Origin of the sequence: Methylobacter tundripaludum SV96 (genome assembly GCF_000190755.2) — a bacterium.
In the GTDB taxonomy this organism is placed as follows: domain Bacteria; phylum Pseudomonadota; class Gammaproteobacteria; order Methylococcales; family Methylomonadaceae; genus Methylobacter_A; species Methylobacter_A tundripaludum.
In genome coordinates this window covers 2,525,786-2,540,900 of sequence record NZ_JH109152.1, presented here as the reverse complement: position 1 = coordinate 2,540,900, position 15,115 = coordinate 2,525,786, and the positions used below count along the sequence as shown (strand labels likewise).

13 protein-coding genes are annotated in these 15,115 nt (G+C 50.8%); 7 read left to right on the top strand and 6 right to left on the bottom strand.

The genetic code is table 11. The features are described 5' to 3' along the window. The first annotated feature begins 200 nt into the window (after positions 1–200). The 3 genes from METTU_RS24830 to METTU_RS11340 all read left to right on the top strand — a co-directional run bounded on the left by METTU_RS24830 (position 201) and on the right by METTU_RS11340 (position 4,702). The gene (locus tag METTU_RS24830) at positions 201–2,837 is read left to right on the top strand and encodes a methyl-accepting chemotaxis protein (RefSeq protein WP_006891716.1); all 2,637 of its coding nucleotides are present in this window, start codon (positions 201–203) and stop codon (positions 2,835–2,837) included. A 205-nt stretch (positions 2,838–3,042) separates the two neighbouring features. Beyond that, positions 3,043–3,720, top strand: coding sequence for a tRNA1(Val) (adenine(37)-N6)-methyltransferase (locus METTU_RS11345; protein WP_254257903.1), 678 nt, complete (start codon positions 3,043–3,045; stop codon positions 3,718–3,720). A 409-nt stretch (positions 3,721–4,129) separates the two neighbouring features. Continuing rightward, positions 4,130–4,702: a cold shock domain-containing protein gene (locus tag METTU_RS11340; protein ID WP_006891714.1), complete on the top strand. Its 573-nt coding sequence runs from the start codon at positions 4,130–4,132 to the stop codon at positions 4,700–4,702. Between the two features lie 63 nt (positions 4,703–4,765). On the opposite strand, the gene METTU_RS11335 is transcribed toward METTU_RS11340, so the two are convergent. The 3 genes from METTU_RS11335 to METTU_RS11325 form a co-directional block, all read right to left on the bottom strand. Continuing rightward, positions 4,766–5,161: a glycine zipper family protein gene (locus METTU_RS11335; protein WP_006891713.1), complete on the bottom strand. Its 396-nt coding sequence runs from the start codon at positions 5,159–5,161 to the stop codon at positions 4,766–4,768. 170 nt (positions 5,162–5,331) lie between these two features. After that, positions 5,332–7,815, bottom strand: coding sequence for an ABC transporter permease (locus tag METTU_RS11330; RefSeq protein WP_006891712.1), 2,484 nt, complete (start codon positions 7,813–7,815; stop codon positions 5,332–5,334). 383 nt (positions 7,816–8,198) lie between these two features. Beyond that, entirely contained in the window at positions 8,199–8,888 is a 690-nt protein-coding gene (locus METTU_RS11325; RefSeq protein WP_006891711.1) for an ABC transporter ATP-binding protein, read from the bottom strand. Between the two features lies 1 nt (position 8,889). Here METTU_RS11325 and METTU_RS11320 point away from each other — a divergent pair, with 1 nt between their 5' ends. Together METTU_RS11320 and METTU_RS11315 are read left to right on the top strand one after the other, a co-directional pair. Next, positions 8,890–9,492, top strand: coding sequence for an arylesterase (locus tag METTU_RS11320; protein ID WP_006891710.1), 603 nt, complete (start codon positions 8,890–8,892; stop codon positions 9,490–9,492). 29 nt (positions 9,493–9,521) lie between these two features. Then, positions 9,522–9,950 carry a GlcG/HbpS family heme-binding protein gene (locus METTU_RS11315; RefSeq protein ID WP_006891709.1) on the top strand — a complete coding sequence of 143 codons (429 nt, stop codon included), beginning with the start codon at positions 9,522–9,524 and terminating at the stop codon, positions 9,948–9,950. A gap of 377 nt (positions 9,951–10,327) precedes the next feature. On the opposite strand, the gene METTU_RS11310 is transcribed toward METTU_RS11315, so the two are convergent. Together METTU_RS11310 and METTU_RS11305 are read right to left on the bottom strand one after the other, a co-directional pair. Beyond that, positions 10,328–11,122: a class I SAM-dependent methyltransferase gene (locus METTU_RS11310; RefSeq protein WP_150107779.1), complete on the bottom strand. Its 795-nt coding sequence runs from the start codon at positions 11,120–11,122 to the stop codon at positions 10,328–10,330. A gap of 18 nt (positions 11,123–11,140) precedes the next feature. After that, a complete protein-coding gene (locus METTU_RS11305; protein WP_254257902.1) occupies positions 11,141–11,377 on the bottom strand; it encodes a hypothetical protein in 237 nt (78 codons plus the stop codon). 282 nt (positions 11,378–11,659) lie between these two features. Between METTU_RS11305 and METTU_RS11300 the strand changes: the two genes are divergently transcribed. Together METTU_RS11300 and METTU_RS11295 are read left to right on the top strand one after the other, a co-directional pair. Beyond that, positions 11,660–12,571: an SPFH domain-containing protein gene (locus tag METTU_RS11300; protein ID WP_006891705.1), complete on the top strand. Its 912-nt coding sequence runs from the start codon at positions 11,660–11,662 to the stop codon at positions 12,569–12,571. A gap of 1 nt (position 12,572) precedes the next feature. After that, entirely contained in the window at positions 12,573–13,016 is a 444-nt protein-coding gene (locus METTU_RS11295; protein ID WP_006891704.1) for an NfeD family protein, read from the top strand. A gap of 487 nt (positions 13,017–13,503) precedes the next feature. Here the strand turns inward: METTU_RS11295 and METTU_RS11285 are convergent, their stop codons facing one another. After that, positions 13,504–15,081 (bottom strand): ShlB/FhaC/HecB family hemolysin secretion/activation protein, encoded by a 1,578-nt coding sequence (locus METTU_RS11285; protein ID WP_006891701.1) that lies wholly within the window; start codon positions 15,079–15,081, stop codon positions 13,504–13,506. Between the last annotated feature and the right edge of the window lie 34 nt (positions 15,082–15,115).

Genomic DNA, 15,115 nt, shown 5'->3' with positions numbered 1-15,115 from the left:
TTATAGGCTCATATTGATGAGCCCCGTCTATCGTTGCATAGTCCCTGTGCATTGCGTATGATTTAATTGTAGGACTAATCCTACATGCATCAGCGATGTCATTTCCTTCTTCCAGCAGGCCGTATTAGAAGGCATATCTAAATACTATAAAAATGGCTGCTACCTTACATAAAAATAAACAATAAAAGCTTATTTATCAAATGTTTAAAAATATTTTCATCAGTTTCAAAAACCGTATTCTGCTGGGATTTTGCAGCCTCATTATTATGATGGCTGTCATTATTTATGTGAGTTTGGACCAGTTCTCAACAGTCCAGCAAAATACGGCTGAATTAAACAGCACGATTATGCCCTTTGCTATAGCAGTGGAAGGCATGGTGGTTGATGTGATTCAAGTTCAACAGTTTTTAACTGATGTTTCAGCAACCCACGATCCCGAAGGCTACAAGGATGCAGAGGACGCCGCCGCTGATTTCAAAAAGAGAGTGAAGGAAATTCTCGCATTTGAGTCCATTACTGCCTCGCAAAAGGACGAGTTGGCCAAGCTTGATGCCGCTTTTGACCCATTTTATAACCAAGGCAAGCTCATGGCTTCAGCCTACATCGGTCAGGGCATCCAAGCCGGTAATGCCATCATGGAAGATTTTGATGCCGCGTCGCTCAGCCTGGCTGACCTTACGAGAAAATTTAAGAGTGATGCGGTCAATAAACAGATTCAAACAACCACCGACCTAAGCAGTGCGACAAAGTATGCCTCCCGTCTGTTGCTTGGCATATCTATTCTGGTGGTCACGCTGAGTTTAGGCATCGCGTTTTACTTAGCGAATTACCTCTATAAACAATTGGGCATAGATCCGTTCTATGCGAAAGCCATCGCCAAAGAAATAGCTCAGGGTAATTTTAAGCGGGATATCAACTTGGATGAAGGCGATAAAAGCAGCTTATTGTATGCGATTAAAACCATACAAACATCGATCAATGCTTTCGTCGCCGCGCAAACTGTCATGTCGCAAAAGCATGCGGAAGGCTGGATCTGGGCAGAAATAGATGCTGCGCAGTTTCCCGGTACTTACGGCAAAATGGCACGCGACATCAATGCACTGACCAAGTCCCATATCGATGTAAAAATGCAGGTGGTTAAGGTTATCACCCAATATGCCAAAGGTGATTTCAGTCTCGATATGGATCGCTTGCCCGGCGATAAAGCTAAAATTACAGAAGCTGTCGATAACGTAAAGAAGACCCTGTTTGAAGTCAGCAGTGAAATAGACGCACTTGCTGAAGCCGGTTCAAAAGGTGACTTTTCCAAGCGCGCCGATACCTCCAGGTTCGAGTTCATGTTCAAAGACATACTGACCGATTTTAATACGCTGATAGAAACTTGCGACATTGGCTTTAAGGATATATTGACTGTTACCAACGCCATGGCTCAAGGCGATATGACGCAGGTTATCGACAAGCACTACCCCGGCACCTTCGGGGAAGTGATTACCGGCATGAACATAACAGGGGAACATCTCAAAAGCCTGGTCAGTGAAATTAAGGAAGCGACAGAAAATATCAACACGGCGGCTAAAGAAATCGCATCAGGCAATAATGACTTGTCGCATCGCACTGAAGAACAGGCGGCCAGCCTTGAAGAAACGGCTGCCAGCATGGAGGAGCTGACGTCCACTGTGCAAGCCAATAGCGAAAATGCTAAACAAGCTAATCAGCTTGCCAAGAGTGCCGAAGAAATAGCGGATAAAGGCGTCACCGTAGTCGGTAAAGTGGTTACGACGATGGACTCGATCAATGCGTCGTCACATAAAATCGTCGACATTATATCGGTGATAGACGGCATTGCGTTCCAAACTAACATTCTGGCCCTGAACGCTGCGGTAGAAGCCGCTCGCGCCGGCGAACAAGGTCGAGGGTTTGCTGTTGTCGCCAGTGAGGTTCGCAATCTTGCTCAGCGCGCCGCTACCGCGGCAGGAGAAATTAAAGGCTTGATCGCTGATTCGGTAGAAAAAATCGAAGACGGCAGCAAACTGGTCACACAGGCCGGACACACCATGAAAGAAATTGTCAGCTCCATTCACCATGTCACCGCTATCATGTCAGAGATTTCTGCCGCCTCAGTAGAGCAAAGCTCCGGCATCACGCAAGTCAATCAAGCCATCGCTCAAATGGATGACGTGACCCAGCAAAATGCCGCGCTAGTGGAACAAGCGGCTGCCGCTGCAGAATCAATGGAAGATCAAGCTCAAAATCTTTCCGCTACGGTAGCGGTTTTTAAAACGGGTGCCGACTCGCTCAGTCCTGCCATTAACCGTATAAAACAAAAAGCCATACCGGTAAAAATAGAAACCTATAAAGGCAAACACACGACGTCCGTTCCTGAAAATAAAAGTATCCATAACGTGAAAGAAATCAGCATGGATCTCGATGTAGCATTACATAAGCATGCCGAATGGAAAGTGAAATTCCGTACCGCCATATCCCATAACGAGAAACTGGATGTCGTCACTATCTCAAAAGATAATTGCTGCGATTTTGGAAAATGGCTACATGGCAATACCAAGCTTCATCTTGGCCACTTGGAGAGCTTTTCAGAATGTATTTCAAAACATGCCGCATTCCATGTCGAAGCGGGCAAAGTTGCACAAGCTATCAATGACAAGAGGCTTCAAGAAGCGAACACCATGCTCAACACCGACTCCGACTTCATTGCCGCATCAGGCGCAGTCGGCGTTGCCATTATGCGCTTGAAAAAGGATGTTGCTTTGTCAACAAAGCCTGTCGTTGCAAAACATCAGCCGATGGCTGTCGCTAATGGCGAATGGGAAGAATTTTAGACAATAACTGTCGAGATTCACAAGGTTATTGTCTAAAAGCATAAGCCCGCTTTAAACACACCGGGTGACATCCACGGCTCCGAAATGACAGGGACCTTACGTGCGATGTACCCCGACCTACCGTTAATATCAACAGCATCGACAAATCTGCTTAATGCCAACCTTCCACTTCCAACAGTTTTCAGTATTACAACAACACTCCGGCATGAGAATTTGCACCGATGCCGTTTTATTCGGCGCTATGGTGCCGGTCAATCCGGGCGACCGAGTGCTGGACATCGGCACCGGTACGGGCGTACTTGCGCTGATGGCAGCACAGCTCGGCGCAGCGAAAGTGACCGCAGTGGAATTGACGCAAGTAGCTTTTAAAGAAGCCGACATTAACTTCAACAACAGCCCGTGGGTGGATCGACTCGAGGCCGTGCATCAGGATATTCAAAGCTTCGCCTTAACCGCCAGCCGGCAATACGACCTCATCATCAGCAACCCGCCGTTTTTTGAAAATCACCTCAAGACCGTCGATACCCTTAGAAATAGCGCTAGGCACACCGACCAACTGCCTTTTGCCGATTTGATCGGTATTGCCGAACAATTATTATCCCCGCAGGGGTTGTTTTACCTGTTGCTTCCCGCTCATGCGGTAGCAAAGTTTTCCGCCCAGGCCTTAGCGGCGGGGTTTTATTTGATCAATCAAACCGATTTTCGCGGCTATACTCATAATGAAGCCAAAGTATCCACGCTGACATTCAGCCGCACAGCGGCTATGTTTACGGCAAGGTTGTTGACGATCTATGCATCCCACAATGTTTACAGCCAAGACAGTGAACGTTATCTGGCGGATTTTCTGTTGCGGTTTGCTAAAGCGACCCATTTAAAAACCTAATCAAAACCAGTATGCTCGTATTTTTTATTTAACAGCAGGTTGTGCAAGTTTCACCTCGTTCCCACAGAGTACGTCACTGCCATTAAGTTAAGAATTTTAGTGAACGCTAGTTCCCAAGCTCCTGCTTGGGAACTCAGTGAGGGAAGCTCTAGCTTCCTGTCTCACGAAGCTACCTGCATGGACAGATATTTGCTCATTCAAATCTGTCCATGCAGGAGCGGTTGCCGAGAGCTTCGTCATCTGGGTCCCAAGCTGAAGCGTATTTCTTAACTTAATGACAGTGACATAGCACGTGGGTGTGAAATCAGGCAGCGTTGCACCACAGTAGTGTCAGACGAAGACCGCCACGACTACACGGCGCAGCGCGCCGCACAATGCATTACCACGCGGCGCGTGGGAACGAGGAATCATGAATAATATTTTCAAAGGTAAATTAAATCGCTGGAACGATGATAAAGGATTCGGTTTTATCATCCCTGAAAACGGGAATAACGAAGTCTTCATCCATATTTCAGCATTGAAAAACATGAGTCGCCGCCCTGTTGTCGGCGATGTGATTTTGTATCAGTTACATGTTGGCAATGACGGAAAAAATAAGGCTATCAATGCCAAAATTGATGGTGTTTCTTTTACCAAAACAAGAAGCCCTTACAGAAATGACAAGGTTAAGCATAATGGGGTGACACAAATAATCTTTATTGCTGTTTTGGTTTTTGTCGGACTTTTTGCTTATAAAAAATTTACTGCAGCAAATCATCTATCCAATGAAAGTTATGGATTGGGTGACTCAATTAGGGGTATTGTTCAGGGCGTTACACGGAATGTAGAAAAATCCAAACCCAGTTATGAATGCGATGGCAGGACTTATTGCTCTCAAATGACGTCATGCGAAGAAGCGGAATTTTTTATAACCCATTGTCCTGATACGAAAATGGACGGAGATAATGACGACGAGCCCTGTGAAAGCCAATGGTGTGGTTAGATACTCTGCGGGCTCACACATCCTTGTGTAGGCCCCCACAGTTTTTGGCTGAGTTAACTTCGATTAGTTAACGATACGATGTCCGCGATTTCTCATGCAGTTGGAATAGGCTCTTTTGTATCCTGCTTCGCCCTCAAAACCCTGCTTGGCGCCGCCGCCGATACCGCCGACTGTCGCACCTATCGCTGCGCCTGTGCCTGGACTTCCTGTTATCGCACCTATAGCCGCACCGCCGGCCGCGCCGATTAAGCCGCCTACGCCTGTACCGATAGCGGTTTCTTTTGCAGTACCGCCGGAAGCATGGCTCGCAAGATCCTTACACTCGGCCATATCCTGGTTGATTCGATAGGCATTAGGATCATTGTAAGCATCAACGGTCGGCGTCCATCCGCCTTGGCTGTAGCAACCTGAGATTAATGCGCTGCCTATTAAAACGATGCTGGTTGTTAGTTTTTTCATTTTGATTACCTCTGGTAAAATTGTTTCCTTACAGAATACTTCGTTTTTCATGAATAAAGTATGAACACCATAACACTATAAGTCAGTCGGCGTTTTACAAATGCCTTTAGGATAAAGAATCCACCTTCTTCAATCAATAAGTAGTATCACTGACCGATAAAATCTTGGCGTTATAACTCCCTTAAAACCTGGAGCGGCGATTTATTAACCACATTTCTTACGCCCCAGCAGCCCGCCAAGCCCACGAATAACGCGCCGGTTGGCGGCACAATGCCCCATAAATAAAAATTAGCGCGGTACTCCATGTGCATGACATGGGTGTACAGCGCATAGAGCATGGCTTCCGAGATGACAACCGCTAACAGCCCGGAAATCAGTCCGAGCAGGCTAAACTCGATGATGTGGGTTTTCCTTAAAAATGCGCGATTTGCGCCCAGCGTTCGCATCAACGCGCCCTCATGGATACGGCTGTCCAACGTCGCATACACGGCGGCGAACAATACTGTGAATCCGGCCATCAGCGCAAAATATAACAGGTAGTTTATCGCTTCGGTCAATTGGCTCAGTATGGTTTTAAATTGGCGCAAGATTAAATCGACTTCCAATACGGTGGTACTGGGGTATTTTTTGACCAGCGCGTTTAAAAAGTCTTTTTGGCTCTCCGGCAAATAAAAGCTGGTGATAAACGTGCTGGGAAAGGCATCCAGCGTACCGGGCGAGAAAATCATGTAAAAATTCGGCTTCATGGTATCCCACTGAAGTTCGCGGATGCTGGCAACAGTCGATGTAAACTGCTGGCTGCCGACGGTAAAGGTCAACAGGTCGCCCAGCTTGATTTTCAGGCTTTTGGCTAATTTCTGTTCGACAGAAACCTGCCCGGTTTGCGCATCCTGCCACCAATTACCGGCGGTGATTTTATTATCCGCAGGCAGATCCTTGGTCCAGGTCAGGCTCAATTCGCGATGCGTGGCATTTTCGCCCGGTGAATCTTTGCTGACGATTTGTTGCACCGGCGTGTTGTTGATGGCGACCAGACGGCCCCTGATTACCGGATAAAACCGGCTTCCGTTGATTTGTTGCTGTTGCAGGTCTTGTTGAAAATTTTGTTGCTGCTCGGGGAAAATATTCAGCGCGAAATGATTCGGCGCATTAGTGGGCAGCTGTTTGTGCCAGTCATTGATTAAATCGGTACGCACGGTAAAACTGAGCACCATCGCCACCAACGTAATGGAAAAAGCCAGTATTTGACCGACGCTGCCCCGGCTGTTTTTTAATAAACCCTGCAAGCCGAAGCGCCAGGTCAGGCCAAGATGCGGCAACAGTCTCCGGCTAAACCTCAGCAAACCATAAACCAGCAAACCGAGCAGCAGCAAGGAACTCAAGCCGACGCCGATAATGGTCGCGGTCATTTTAAGATCATCGGTATAGCGCCAGATCAAAACGCCGATAATACCGATGGCCAAACCGTAAATCAGCCACGCGCTGCTCGGCAAAGGTTCCAGTTCGCGGCGCAATACCCGTAACGGCGAAACTTTTTTAAGGCGCAATAACGGCGGCAACGCGAACCCCAACAAAATAGCCATGCCGATGATAAAGCCGAAAAAAACCGCCAATAAACCGGGATTGGCGACCTGCTGAGGCAACAGCGATCTTAATAAATGGAACAACGCTTCCTGCGCAAACCAGCCCAACAGGCAACCTATGGCGCTGGCCAATAAACCCAACACGACAAACTGGCTGCCGAAAAGCCAGAGTATCTCGCTCTGTTTGCAGCCCAGACAGCGCAGGATGGCGGTGGCGTTAAAGTGCCGTTCGGTATAACGCCGCGTCGCCATCGCAATCGCCACGCCGGAAATCAAGATGACGATAATGCTGGATAAGCCCAGATAGCGTTCGGCGCGTTCCAACGCCGAGCCCAGCTCCGGGCGATCATCATGGATATCCATGATACGCTGGGACGGATTCAACTGCGGTTTGATCCAGCGATTGAATTCGCTTAACGCTTTGCTGTCGCCGCTGAATTGAAAGAAATAATGCACGCGGCTGCCCGGCTGCAAAATGCCGGTAGCCTTCAAATCGTCAGCATTAATCATCACCCGCGGCGAGAAGCTGTAAAAATCGCCGCGCTTGTCGGGTTCGTAAGTAATGATGTTACTGACGGTGAGTTTTTTTTCACCGACCGTTAACAGTTCGCCGAGATTAAGTTTAAGCGCCGACAGGATGCGTTTATCAACCCAGGCGGTTCCGGGTTTTGGGCCGGTGTGTTCGACGGTTTCAGCCGAATAATCCGAGGCGGTGGCTTTTAAAAAACCGCGCAACGGATAGGCGGAACTGACCGCTTTAATGCCCGCCAGTAATAGCTCGTCATGCTCAATCAACACACTGGAAAATTCAAGCGTTTGCGCTTGAGCGAGATTGAGTTGCGTTGCCTTGGACAGCCATTCGTCAGGAATCGCGGCCGGGCTTGTGATCACCAAATCGGCCGCCAAAAATTCCGCCGCTTGAGTGGTCATGGTCCGTTGCAGGCGGTCTGCAAACAGCGATATGGCGGTCGAGCTGGTGACTGCAATGATCAAAGCCAATATCAGTATGGTTAACTCGCCGGAACGGCTGTCGCGCCATAACAGTCGGAGAGCTAAATTAAAACGTGTCATAAATGTGTCCATAAAATTAGTGCTTGGAATTTACCACGAAGACACGAAGAGCACGAAGTTATTGAGCATTTCTTAATGACCACAAACTTCAACCACCTGTATGGATGACGACATCCAGAGTCTGTCAATGGCAATATTTAGAGTAGGGCGCGCCGTGCACGCCAGTGGGGGCAATGTATTTCAGCAAAGAAGGCGCGCACGGCGCGCCCTACTCAATGAAAGGTGTGCATCGTCAGGAAAGCGTTGCTCTTTAAACCTTCGTGCTCTTCGTGTCTCGGCAACTGCTCCATGCGTTACTCTACCTCCCGCATAATCCACAGGGATGTGGTGAATGCAGATATTGCAGGAGCAAATATCTGTCCATGCAGTCGTTCGTGGTGAAACTATATAACAATTCGCCCGGAATCCAGTTTAATGGTGCGCTGGCAGCGAGCCGCCAAGGCCTGGTCATGCGTCACCAAAATTAACGTAGTCTTGTTTTCCAGATTAAGCTCGAACAGCAAATCAATAATATGCGCACCGGTTTTGCTGTCCAGATTGCCGGTCGGCTCATCGGCAAACAAAATCGCGGGCTGGGTGACAAAGGCTCTGGCCAGGGCCACGCGCTGCTGCTCGCCGCCGGAAAGTTTCTGGGGGGTATGCGATAAACGGTGCGAAAGACCGACTCTAGCCAATAATGCGGCGGCCGAAACTTTGGCGTTTTTGTCGCCGCTTAATTCCAACGGCAGCATCACGTTTTCCAGCGCGGTCAATCCCGGCAGCAATTGAAAGGACTGGAAGACAAAACCTATCAGCTCATTGCGTATCGCCGCCCTGCCGTCCTCGTTCATCGCGGTTAATGATTTCCCGTTCAAACTGATAGTCCCGGAAGTCGGCGTGTCCAATCCGGCCAGCAGGCTGATTAAGGTCGATTTGCCTGAACCGGATTCGCCGACGATGGCAATACTCTCACCGGATTTGATTATCAAATCTATGGATGACAAGATATGCAATATTCCATCGGACGTGGCTACCGATTTACTCAGGTTTTCCGTTACTATAATACTAATGTTGTTTAATGATTGAGTTTGCATAATGACCCGTTTTTTATTTGCCGTGATTGTTTCATTAATGTCGATGGCCGCTACGGCCAAATCCATTGTTGTATTGGGAGATAGTATCAGTGCCGGTTACGGAATTGAAGTTTCGCAAGGCTGGGTGACGTTGTTGCAGCAAAAACTGAATGAAAAAGACAAGGGCCATATTATCTACAACGAAAGCATCAGCGGCGATACTACGGCTGGCGGCTTGGCGCGGATAAACCAGGCCTTAACGCTGGACAAGCCGGACATCGTCATCATTGAACTCGGCGCTAATGACGGCTTGCGCGGTTTGCCGCCGGAGTTGATCAAAAGCAATCTTGCCGAAATTGCCCATCGCGCACAGCAAGCCGGGGCAAAAGTTTTGTTGCTGAGCATGAAAATCCCGCCCAATTACGGCAAGCGCTATATCGATCTTTTTTATAATATTTACCCGCAATTAGCTACGGAGCTGGGCGTCCCGTATGTGCCTTTTATTATGGAAGATGTCGCCCTGACCAAGGATATGATGCAACAAGACGGACTGCATCCCAATGCCAACGGGCAGCCGGTCATTGCAGATAAAGTATGGCGGCAGCTGCTGCCGCTATTAAAATAATAAAACCTTCAACAAGAAGAGAACCATAGATGAAATCACTAACACTCGAAAAAGCCAACCTCATTATAAATACCGCAACCAACAAGGCCCGTAAACTCAACATGGAGCCGATTACCGTAGTCGTTCTGGATGCGGCGGGACATTTAAAAGCCATGCAACGGGAAGACGGCGCAACGATGATCAGGGAGCAGATTGCCACCGCAAAAGCCTGGGGCGCGGTCAGCATGGGCATATCATCACGCAGTCTGGCCAGCGTGGCGGAAAAGAGGCCCGACTTTATGAATGCCCTGTTAAACATGGCGGATGGGAAAATAATGCCGGTTCCGGGCGGCGTGCTGATTCGAGACACCAAAAACAACCTGATCGGCGCGGTCGGCATCAGCGGCGATATTTCCGATCAGGACGAGCGTTGCGCGATTGCGGGTATTGAGGCAGTGGGCTTTATTGCCGGTGTTTGAGTGGTCAAAATGCCAATACGCAATTATTGGCATGTGCGCAGCGAGCTTTGCTGGAAATATCTGAAAACATAATTACTTAGTACTAATGCAATGGAACGCAGATGACACAGATAATTATGATGAACGCAGCATTTTGTGTGTTGTGACTTGCTCTTAACCTTCGAAATAAAGCCGAAATTTAAACACAAGACGTTGTCAAATCAGAAAAAATCTTATCCAAGCATAAGCAATCAAGGCCATCAGCGTTCTATTTTTTATTGCTAAACAGGTATGTAGGCCGGAATAAGCCGGTTCGAGCATCGGCGAGAACTGGCGTTTCCGGCAAACGCCCCCGGATTCGCCGGAAACGCCACCTCGCGCTAAGCACTTGGATGGTCTTATTCCGGCCTACACAATCGGTAGCAAAAAAGCTTCGTCCTGCGCCTGTCTTCAACGTCTACTATCTTTTCCGGTTCCCAATCCGGTATCGGGAAGGATGAAGAGATAAACAGGCCGCCGGGACGCATTTCACGCCTGACTTTCTCGCCCAGCTCCGCCATGACCGCCGGGGAAAGAAAGGCAAACACCACCCCATAATGGGCAAGGTTGCAGTCCCATAAACTGGCGCGTTTTGCGGCCGCATTCGGCAGTGTGCGGCAGCGCCAGGCGGTAATGAGCCACGGTAGCGGCGCGCGTTCCCAGGCATCGACCTTGAGCGCAGGATGCTGCGCCAACGGTACGGCCACTGAGCCGATTCCGGCGCCAAGATCGGCAAAGCCATTGGCATTTTCCCGATCAACAATGGCCGCTACCGCATCCGCTACGGCGTTCGAGGACAGGAACAGCGGTACATCGCCCTTGACCGTACCCCAGAACACCAGCGCCAGCAGCAGTACGGTCAGCAGATACAACCAGGAAGGCAGCTGCAAGGTGAGCATGGCGATGGCCGTGGGCAAAAACAGTAAATGAATCGGCAGCCACCAGTACGGCTGGCGCAATGCGTTTGACCACAAGGCGGCGGCAACGCCTTGTACCAGCGCCAAACGCCATGCGCCGTGAAACAGCGCAGGCGACATCCAGGCCAGTGTGGCGGTAAGCGCCAGACCCAGCGCCTGTGCGGCAAAAGCTTTGAATAACGTTATCAGGCCTGTTGTTCCGGCGATTTTTATCACGCTGAGACCGGAAATATCCAATTCGTTGATGTACCGATATTACTTCTTCGGAGCAGTTGGTTTGGACGCGGGAACATCAGGCACTGGAACCGGCGCGGAAGACGGATCAAGGATTTTGGATACCGTTTCTTTAGAAGCCTTTTCCTCTAAAGCTCTTTGCCGGTTGCCTTCGCCATAAAGCGTAGCGGAAACCATAAACAAGACGGTCGATATAATCAGGACTAAAAAGCGGTCCGGCTTTTTCAAAAAGAATAACGGCCATTTCGGCTTAATCATTCCGACTATAAAAAAAAGCAGGGTCCAGATCCCGGTGTGAAAAGCGGCGGTTATCAGCATTATAATTACTCGTTAACTTACATTTAGATAGATTTATATTATTATTAGTTGAGCGGCCGTTTGCAACACGCACGCTGTTATTTTAACGGTTTTACTTTAATTGTTAGCATTGCTTTTTTAAGTCGGCTAATAAAACAAGATGTCTAAGCGGTTGAAGGTTGACACATCCCGTGTCAAAAAACTCTCATCTATAGAGTTTTTACAAAAAAATCAGGAGGTTCTATGGGTGGTTTCGTTTTAGCATTATTGATTTTCGCGGTCTTGATCGTTTTTATGAGCGTCAAGTCGGTTCCCCAGGGCATGGAATACACCGTCGAACGCTTCGGCAAATATACCAACACACTGACGCCCGGCTTGAATATTATCGTGCCGATTATCGATCGCATCGGCAAAAAGATGGTGATGATGGAACAGGTGATGGACGTGCCGTCACAGGAAGTTATCACCAAAGACAATGCGATGGTGACCGTGGATGGGGTGATTTTCTACCAGGTTATGGATGCCGCCAAAGCCGCTTATGAAGTCAGCCAGCTGGGTTGGGCGATTTTAAATCTGGTGATGACCAATATCCGTACCGTCATGGGTTCAATGGATCTGGACGAATTATTGTCGCGCCGTGATGACATCAATGCCCGACTGCTGTCCGTTGTCGACGATGCCACCACACCGTGGGGCATCAAAGTCACCCGTATCGAAATAAAAGACATTGCCCCGCCCAAAGACTTGGTTGAAGCGATGGGCCGACAAATGAAGGCCGAACGCTTGAAACGCGCCTCCATTCTTGAAGCCGAAGGATTAAGACAGTCCGAGATTTTACGTGCGGAAGGTGCGCAACAGGCGGCGATTCTGGAAGCGGAAGGCCGCAAAGAAGCCTCTTACCGCGATGCCGACGCCCGCGAACGCTTGGCGCAGGCTGAAGCCAGGGCGACGTTGATGGTGTCTGAAGCGATCGGCAAAGGTGATGTCCAGGCCATCAACTATTTTGTCGCGCAAAAATACATCGAAGCGTTAAAAGAAATTGGCGCCTCAAGCAACAGCAAACTGGTTTTCATGCCGTTGGATTCGTCCAGCGTGATTGGCGCGCTCGGCGGCATTGGCGAACTGGCGAAAGAAGCCATGGCTAAAAAGAGCTGACATGGCTGAACTAGAGATTGTTTTTTGGAACTGGTGGGTATTAGCCCTAGTTCTGTTGGTAGTCGAACTACTGGCTCCCGGATTTTTCTTCCTGTGGATGGCTGCATCAGGCTTTGTAACCGGATGCCTGCTATTACTGATACCTGCCATCGACATAAAATTGCAGATATCGATTTTTTCGGTGCTGTCTGTTGTAGCCATTACCGTATGGAAGCTTTACGGCAAAAAACACCCTATAACAACAGACCATCCCTTGTTGAACAAACGCGGCCAGCAATACATCGGCCGGATCTTTAGCCTGTACAAACCGATAGAAAACGGCGAGGGAAAAATCAAAGTAGACGATTCCATCTGGAAAGTTCACGGCGAAGATTGCGATATTAGCACCAAGGTAAAAGTCATTGCGGTTCGCGGCACGGTATTTGATGTGGAAAGGGTTGAGTAGCGGTAATCAGGCTTTAAATAAACCCACCAGCGTCTTGAGTTGCTGCAAACCTTTCGCCGGTTGCAGCCTGCCCGTAACGCGGCTTGATGAATACGGCGGTGATTTGATTGATGGCCGCTGCCTGCTCGGGCAGTTTTGTTTTGACCCTTTGAGCGGGTTCCCAAGCTCTCGAGGCTGTGAAAGCATTGTAAAAAACCGGCTTAAAAAACTTTTTTTCAAGTTATTGATTTTATAACTAAATGTTGGAGTGCAAACCTAGGTTTGCACTCCAAATTCTTAATACCTTCACAGTCTCTCCTGCTTGGGAACCAGCGTCAACCCTAAAACCCCATGCCCATTTCCAGCCATGCCCGCACCTCGTCGGTCTTGCCGACCAGTTCCGGCACCGGGCCGACCGGCGTGGCGACGAAAGCCCTGGCGCTCAATTGGCTCGCTCCCACCCAATTCAGCTTCGGCCCCAGCCAATTAAGCCCGGCGCCGGCGCCGCTCAGCGTGGCCCGGTTGCTGCCTGCCGACCATGGGCACTGTCGATGAAGCCGACCGCCTGGAATTGCCCGAAGCGCCCTGAGCCCAGGTCGTGCCTAAGCTCGGCGGTGCCGATATAGCCGGTGTCGCCGGACACCGCGCCCATGTCGTAGCCGCGCACGGTGTACGGGCCGCCGACGATCATTTTCTTCGACGAATCCAGGTTGTCCTGCGCCCATTGCCCGGCAAACGCCAGGTACAACGCATCCTTTTGGGTCAGGCTTTGCAGGCGCGACAGGTTGGCGTTCCATTTCGAGAACGTGCCCTGGGTTTTTGCGGTCGCCGCATCGGACGCCTGCGCATCCGGGTTGTCGAAGCCGACATGGCCGCCGGTCCAGCCCAGCATCCAGGTATTGATGCCGCCGGACAGCAGGGTGTCGCGCGCGTCGCCGGAAAGGCTGACGGTGCCGTTATCCAGGTGCCGGTAGGTCTTGATGCCGCTGACGTCGATGCGGTCGCGCAGGTCCATCCGGTCGTACTCGACCTGGGCGTACAGGTTGAAATCCCGGCTGCCCACCAGCGGGTGCCGTGCCCAGGCGCTGCCGACCTGGGCGGTGCCTTGCGCCTGCAAGGCCGACAGCGATCCGCTCAGGCTGTAGTCCAGCGCCGAGTAAGCCGCGCCGAGCCGGGTGCCGCGGCCGTTGACCAGCGTTTCGTAGGCCAGCCGCCCGTAGTTCAGGTCGCTGCCGGCCGTCAGTCCGCTCAGGCTCAGTACGTCGCCGTGGCGCAGCGGGTTCAGCCAGTTGACGGTGCCGCCGGCCCTGGGTCTTCCGGTATAGCGGTTGCCGTAGTCGTCGACCACGAGGTTGCCGGTGACCGCCTGGGTGGCATCGACGCCGACCTGCAGGTCGGAGGTGCCGACGGTCCCGCCCGGCTTCAAGGTCGAGTTGACCGCAAGGCCGGGGATGTCGGACATCAGCAGCAGGGCATGGTCGATCCCGGACTGGCCGATGGTCTGCCCGCTGTGCAGCGTGGTCAGGGTATCGTTCAGCAGCCCGTCGTCGACGCCGCTGCGGTTGTCGAGCTGGATCTTGTCGTATTGCGCTTCCATGACTTCGATGCGCACGACGCCGGACTGGATGGTCTGGGCCGGAATGAACGCCCGCGCCAGCGGATAGCCGTGGTCGTGGTAATAGGCGGTGATGCGGTCGGCCAGCTCGCCCAGCTGCGGCAGGGCGATGCTGCGGCCTTCGGTGTCCGCGATCAGGGCGTGCAAGTTCTTGGTATCGATCTTGGCGTTGCCGGCGATCTGGATGGACTTGACCTGAAACGGTGCGCTGGCCGGTAGTTTAGCCGCGCCTTGGCCTTCGATGGTCAGACCGGTGCCGGAAGGCGACGGTGCTGGCGGTGTGACCGGCTGGATCTGTTGCAGCATGGTGCCGGAATTGGGCGCGACCGGGGCGGCCTGTACGGCCAGCGGGGCTAGCAGGAGCATGGCCGCCAATAACGGCTTCACGGCATTCTCGTTGCCATGGGCTGAATGGGCAGAGCGGGATAAGGATGCTTGCTTGGTTTGAGGTTGGGTATTAAATGTCATCATGTTGTTTTAGTGTCCGGTATTCGCGCTAACGCCC

Coding starts and splice junctions, on each gene's coding strand:
- METTU_RS11300 (WP_006891705.1), top strand. CDS start 11,660: ATGGGTGGTTTCGTTTTAGCATTATTGATTTTCGCGGTCTTGATCGTT.
- METTU_RS11320 (WP_006891710.1), top strand. CDS start 8,890: ATGACCCGTTTTTTATTTGCCGTGATTGTTTCATTAATGTCGATGGCC.
- METTU_RS11345 (WP_254257903.1), top strand. CDS start 3,043: ATGAGAATTTGCACCGATGCCGTTTTATTCGGCGCTATGGTGCCGGTC.
- METTU_RS24830 (WP_006891716.1), top strand. CDS start 201: ATGTTTAAAAATATTTTCATCAGTTTCAAAAACCGTATTCTGCTGGGA.
- METTU_RS11335 (WP_006891713.1), bottom strand. CDS start 5,161: ATGAAAAAACTAACAACCAGCATCGTTTTAATAGGCAGCGCATTAATC.
- METTU_RS11305 (WP_254257902.1), bottom strand. CDS start 11,377: ATGATTAAGCCGAAATGGCCGTTATTCTTTTTGAAAAAGCCGGACCGC.
- METTU_RS11330 (WP_006891712.1), bottom strand. CDS start 7,815: ATGACACGTTTTAATTTAGCTCTCCGACTGTTATGGCGCGACAGCCGT.
- METTU_RS11315 (WP_006891709.1), top strand. CDS start 9,522: ATGAAATCACTAACACTCGAAAAAGCCAACCTCATTATAAATACCGCA.
- METTU_RS11295 (WP_006891704.1), top strand. CDS start 12,573: ATGGCTGAACTAGAGATTGTTTTTTGGAACTGGTGGGTATTAGCCCTA.
- METTU_RS11340 (WP_006891714.1), top strand. CDS start 4,130: ATGAATAATATTTTCAAAGGTAAATTAAATCGCTGGAACGATGATAAA.
- METTU_RS11285 (WP_006891701.1), bottom strand. CDS start 15,081: ATGATGACATTTAATACCCAACCTCAAACCAAGCAAGCATCCTTATCC.
- METTU_RS11325 (WP_006891711.1), bottom strand. CDS start 8,888: ATGCAAACTCAATCATTAAACAACATTAGTATTATAGTAACGGAAAAC.